The organism is Microcystis sp. CS-574, from assembly GCF_028329095.1.
Classification (GTDB): Bacteria; Cyanobacteriota; Cyanobacteriia; order Cyanobacteriales; family Microcystaceae; genus Microcystis; species Microcystis ichthyoblabe_A.
Window position 1 is genome coordinate 1 of sequence record NZ_JAQMSY010000041.1, and the last position, 5,952, is coordinate 5,952.

Annotated in this window: 2 protein-coding genes; both read right to left on the reverse strand. The window is 39.6% G+C overall.

The window, feature by feature from the left end:
• A partial coding sequence (locus PN470_RS02995) for a non-ribosomal peptide synthetase (protein WP_272103613.1) occupies positions 1-2,748 on the reverse strand: 2,748 nt, incomplete at its 3' end.
• Positions 2,745-5,952 (reverse strand): non-ribosomal peptide synthetase (locus PN470_RS03000; RefSeq protein WP_272103615.1); only part of this gene is annotated, 3,208 nt, incomplete at its 5' end. The genes PN470_RS02995 and PN470_RS03000, both read right to left, overlap by 4 nt.

Genomic DNA, 5,952 nt, shown 5'->3' on the forward strand with positions numbered 1-5,952 from the left:
CCGAGCAATTACAACAGCCGTTTTTACTGCATTGTGCTGACTAAGAACGGTTTCAATTTCTCCCAATTCAATGCGAAAACCCCGAATTTTTACTTGATTGTCAATCCGTCCTAAATACTCAATATTGCCGTCGGGTAAATACCGACATAAATCTCCCGTTTTATATAATTTTGACGGCTCATTGCCCCCCTTATTAAGGGAGGTTGGGGGGATCACTTCATCCTTCTCAAAAGAATTAGGGATAAATTTCTCTTGAGTTAATTCTGGACGATTGAGATAACCCCTGGCTAACCCGACACCTCCAATATGTAATTCTCCGGCTACCCCCACAGGAACAGGTTGTAAGCAAGCATCGAGAATATAAACCTGAGTATTACTGATGGGTCGCCCAATGGGAACATTGGTGGTAGTTGGTGAAGTAAATTCGGAGAGAGTCGTTGCAATGGTTGCTTCCGTTGGTCCGTAACCATTGAATAGTCGAGGAAGAGGGGAATATTGGCCTGTAACTGTTTGCCATTGCTGGACTTTTGCCGGTTGAATGGCTTCCCCACCAATGAAAATTACTTTAATATTTGAGAGAATTGGCAGGGTAGCAGCAGTTAGTTCCGAGGCTAATTGATGCCAATAAGCAGTAGGAATACCCAAAACTGTTAATTGCCATTTTTGACAACATTGCCAAAAATTCTCACTAGAGCGCAACATTTTTTCTGTTCGCAATACCAAGGTCGCACCCGATAACAAACTAACAAAGATTTCTTGAACGGAAGCATCAAAGCAGATAGAAGAAAATTGCAGAATTTGATCCTCTGAGGTAATACCATACTCTCGAATAGTAGTCAGTATATAGTTGACTACTGAGCGATGTTCAATCATTACCCCTTTGGGTTGACCTGTGGAGCCGGAGGTGTAGATAATATAGGCTAAATTGTGCTGCTCAACTGCTACCAAAGGGTTAACTGTACTCTGTTTGGCAATTGTTGACCAGTCTTGATCTAAACAGATAGTGTTCGGTATAAATTTGGGAAGTTGCTCAAGAAATTTAGATTGCGTCAACACAATACTAAGTTGAGTATCTTCAATAAGATAGGTAATTCGCTCTTGGGGATAATTAATATCTAAAGGAACGTAAGCTCCCCCTGCTTTAAGTATTCCCAGGATTCCGATAATCATCTCTAGGGAACGTTCAACAAAAATCCCGACTAAACTCTCGGATTTTACCCCTAAAGATTGTAGGTAATGGGCTAACTGATTAGCCTTACAGTTTAACTCCTCGTAGGTTAAAAATTCATCTTCCAATTTAACTGCGATCGCCTGTGGATTCTGTTTTACTTGTTGTTCAAACAACTGATGCAGACATAAATCATTTTTGTAGTCAGTTTCAGTCTGATTCCAATCAAATAATAACTGATTGCGCTCACTTTCTGTCAGTAATGGTAATTGGCTAACGGTTTGTTCTGGATTAGCAATAATCCCAGTTAATAGGTTAACAAAATGCCCTGATAGTCGCTCAATTGTGCTTTTGTCAAACAGATCTGTATTATATTCCCAAATCGCAGTTAATCTGGCTTCTTTTACCTGTATGGATAAACTTAGATCGAACTTAGCCGTCTTAAACTCCAAAGGCTGACGAGTGGCTTTTATTCCTTCTAAATCTATGCTATCTACAATTTCATTATCTAAACCAAACATCACCTGAAATAGAGGAGTATAACTCATGTTTCTTTCAGGTTGTAGAGCCTCTACTAACATCTCAAAAGGTAAATCTTGATGGTCGTAAGCATCCGTTGCTGTCTCTCGTACCTGTTTTAATAACTCGCTAAAACTGGGATTTCTGGCTAAATCTGTTCTTAAGACTAAGGTATTGACAAAAAAGCCGATTAACCCAGCTAATTCGCTACGAGTACGGTTAGCGATGGGAGTACCGACTAAAATGTCTGTTTGTCCTGTGTAACGATAGAGTAGAGTCTGAAATGCGGTCAGGAGGGTCATAAATAAGGTGACACCTTTTTCCCGACTCAGCTTATTTAACCCTTGACTAAGTTCTGGAGAAAGGATACATTTTATTCGATCTCCCTGAAAACTTTGTTGTAGAGGACGGGGATAATCCGTAGGTAGATGTAATAAAGCGGGTGCGGCTGCTAACTGTTTTTGCCAGTAATTTAACTGATTTTGTCGGATTTCTCCCTGTAAATATTCCCTTTGCCAAATTGCAAAATCTGCGTACTGGATTGGTAACTCTTGTAAAAGAGGTTCTAAACCTTTAGTATAGGCATTATAAAGGGTTGTCAATTCCTGAATAAATACCCCCATTGACCAACCATCAGAGACAATATGGTGCAGACAAATCAGTAAAAAATGTTCTGTGTCTGATAACTTGAGTAGGGTGGCTCTAATTAGGGAGTCATTGGCTAAATCAAAAGGTTGATGGCTGTGAATTTCTAGCCATTTTTTTATTTCCTGCTCTTCTCGATATTTTGGGCTGTCTTTCCCATTGACAAGCGTTAATTGCCAATTGCTTTCTGGTTTGATTATTTGTACAGGATTTCCCTCAATAGTGGCGAAATTTGTGCGGAGGGACTCATGGCGCTGAATAATTTCTTGTAGGCTTTTTTCGAGGACATCTACCTGGAGATTTCCTGCTAAATGCAAGGCCAGGGAAATATTATAAAAGGGACTATTTGGTTCTAATTGATCTAAGAACCATAAACGCTGTTGGGCATAAGATAGGGGTAATTCTTCAAAATTCATTTTCTTTTTCTTGGTAAAATTGCTGGAACGATGGTATCGGATTTTTGCTGTTTTAACTGTTCAATCCCTTGGGCTAATTCTGCTAGTGTGGCCGAGTTGAATAACTGACGTAGGGGAAGTTCAACTTTCAAGCGATCGCGTATCTGTGCTACTAATTTAGTGGCTAGTAGGGAATGGCCTCCCAGTTCAAAGAAGTTATCATTTATACCCACTTTTTCAACTTTTAGCACTTCTGACCAAACAGTTACTAATATATCCTCAATTGGGGTACGCGGAGCAACATATTTGTCTGATGGTTCACTACTAGATTCTGGTGGGGGTAAAGCTCGACTATCTATTTTTCCATTAGCAGTAAGGGGTAAGGCATCTAAAATAACGAAAGCATTAGGTATCATGTAACCAGGTAATTGAGCTTTCAGGAATTGCCGTATTTCGTTAATGGTAATCGTTTTTTCCGATTGTGGCACAATGTAGGCCACAAGACGCTTATCTCCTGTTGCATCATCCCTCACTATTACTACTGTTTCCCAAATCTGGGGATGAGATGCTAATAATGCTTCGATTTCCCCTAACTCAATCCGAAAACCCCGAATCTTAACCTGATTGTCAATGCGTCCTAAATATTCAATATTACCATCGGGTAAATAACGCCCTAAGTCTCCCGTTTTATATAATTTTGACGGCTCATTGCCCCCCTTATTAAGGGGGGTTGGGGGGATCACTTCATCCTTCTCAAAAGGACTAGAAATAAACCTTTCTTTGGTCAATTCAGGACGATTGAGATAACCTTTTGTTACTCCGGCACCCCCCACATACATCTCCCCGGGTACACCAACCGGTACAAGTTGTAAATGTTGGTCTAGTAAATACACCTGTAAGTCGGGAATGGGACGACCAATCACACTAGCTGTACTATCCAAGTCGTTCATACTTAATGGTCGATAGGTCACATGAACGGTAGTTTCTGTAATTCCGTACATATTAACTAATTGGGGGCATTGGTCGCCATGGCGCTGAAACCAAGGTTGTAAGCTGTTAATTTCTAAAGCTTCTCCTCCAAAAATAACTAAACGTAAGCTTAAATTTCCTAGATTTTCTTGTGATTCTTCAGCTTGAATTAACTGACGGAAAGCGGTAGGAGTTTGATTGAGAATTGTAACTTTTTCTTGACATAATAGCTGATAAAATGCTTCGGGAGAACGGGCCACTAAGTAGGGGACAACTACCAAGCGTCCACCATATAACAAAGCTCCCCACATTTCCCACACCGAAAAGTCAAAAGCGTAGGAATGAAATAGACTCCAGACATCTTGACTATTGAAATTATACCAAGCATCTGTAGCGGCAAATAATCGCACGACATTGGAGTGATTGACTAAAACGCCTTTCGGTTTCCCTGTGGAACCGGATGTATAGATAATATAGATTAAATTCTCTGGTTTTGCTACGCTTTCGGGGTTTGAGGTGATATTTTGAGCGATTTTTTCCCATTCTGTATCTAAACAGATAAGTTGTGCTTGATGTTCAGGAATAGACTTGACTAATTTTGCTTGAGTTACTAACACTTTTACCTGAGAGTCTTCTAACATGAAGCTCAGGCGTTCTTGGGGATAATCTGGGTCAAGAGGTACATAAGCACCACCTGCCTTGAGAATACCTAATAATCCCACCATCATCTCTAAGGAACGCTCAAGGGAAATACCGACTAAAGTATCAGCTTTTACGCCTAATTTTCGCAAATAATGAGCTAATTGATTAGCACGATTATTTAATTCTCGATAAGTTAAGGATTCATTTTCATAAGTTACTGCTACAGCATTAGGAGTCCGTTCAACTTGCTCCTCAAATAACTGATGAATACACTTATTAGCAGGGTAATCTACCTCAGTATTATTCCAGTCAATTAATAACTGTTGTTGTTGAACTTTAGTTAACAAAGGTAATTGAGAAACTCTCTCACTCGGATTAGTAATAATCCCCTCAAGTAGAGTCAGAAAATGACCGTTCATTCTCTCAATAGTCTCGCTATTAAATAGGTCAGTATTATATTCCCAAACCCCCATTAATCCCGTCTCTGTATTTTGCATTGATAGGGTTAAATCAAACTTAGCTATTTCACCTTCTAAGGGTAAAGAATCAATAGTTAAACCCATTAACTCTATTTCAGATAGGGGAGTATTTTGAAGGACAAACATTACCTGAAATAGAGGAGTATGACTAAGATTTCTCTCTGTTTGTAAGGCTTCTACTAACATTTCAAAGGGTAAATCTTGATGAGCATAAGCACCTAAAGACATTTCTCTAACTCTCATCAATAATTCCTGAAAACTAGGATTTTCTGAACAGTCAGTCCGCATCACTAAAGTGTTCACAAAAAAGCCGATTAAACTCTCTATTTCACGACGGTTACGATTAGCTATAGGTGTGCCTATTAAGATGTCTGATTGTCCTGTATAACGATAAAGTAATACTCCATAAACTGCTAACAATGTCATAAACATTGTTACCCCTTGTTGCTGACTTAATTCTGTTAGCTTTTGGGTGAGTTCAAGGGATAGTTGAAACTCTTGATGTACCCCAGTAAATGTTTGGACTGCTGGACGAGGTTTATCTGTTGGTAAGGGTAAGAAAGTTGGTGCGTCTGCTAATTGTTTTTTCCAATAATTTAATTGGTTTTCTAAGACTTCTCCCTGTAGCCATTGTCTTTGCCAAAGGGTAAAATCTCCATACTGGATAGATAGGGGATTGAGCGGCGAAGATAATCCCTGAATATAGGCATTATAGAGGGCGGTTAGTTCCTGAATAAATACCCCCATTGACCAGCCATCACTGACAATGTGGTGCATACAGACTAATAAGAGATGTTCCGTTTCAGATAACACCACTAAAGTGATTCTGATTAAGGGTTCACCGGCTAAGTCAAAGGGTTGAATCGCTTGGTTTTGTGCTAACTCTTGAGACGCAATTGCTTGTTCACTACCAGATAAATGCTGTAAATTTACAACCGTAACTGTCCAGTTTCGTGCTTGTATAACTTGGGTAGGGATACCATCAACGGTAATGAAGTTGGTGCGTAAAGCTTCGTGGCGATCACAAATTTCTTCTAAACTCTGGATTAAGATTTCTGAGTTCAGGTTTCCCTCTAAACGCAAGGCTAGGGGGATATTATAAAAAGAACTATTCGACTCAAATTCAGCCAAAAAC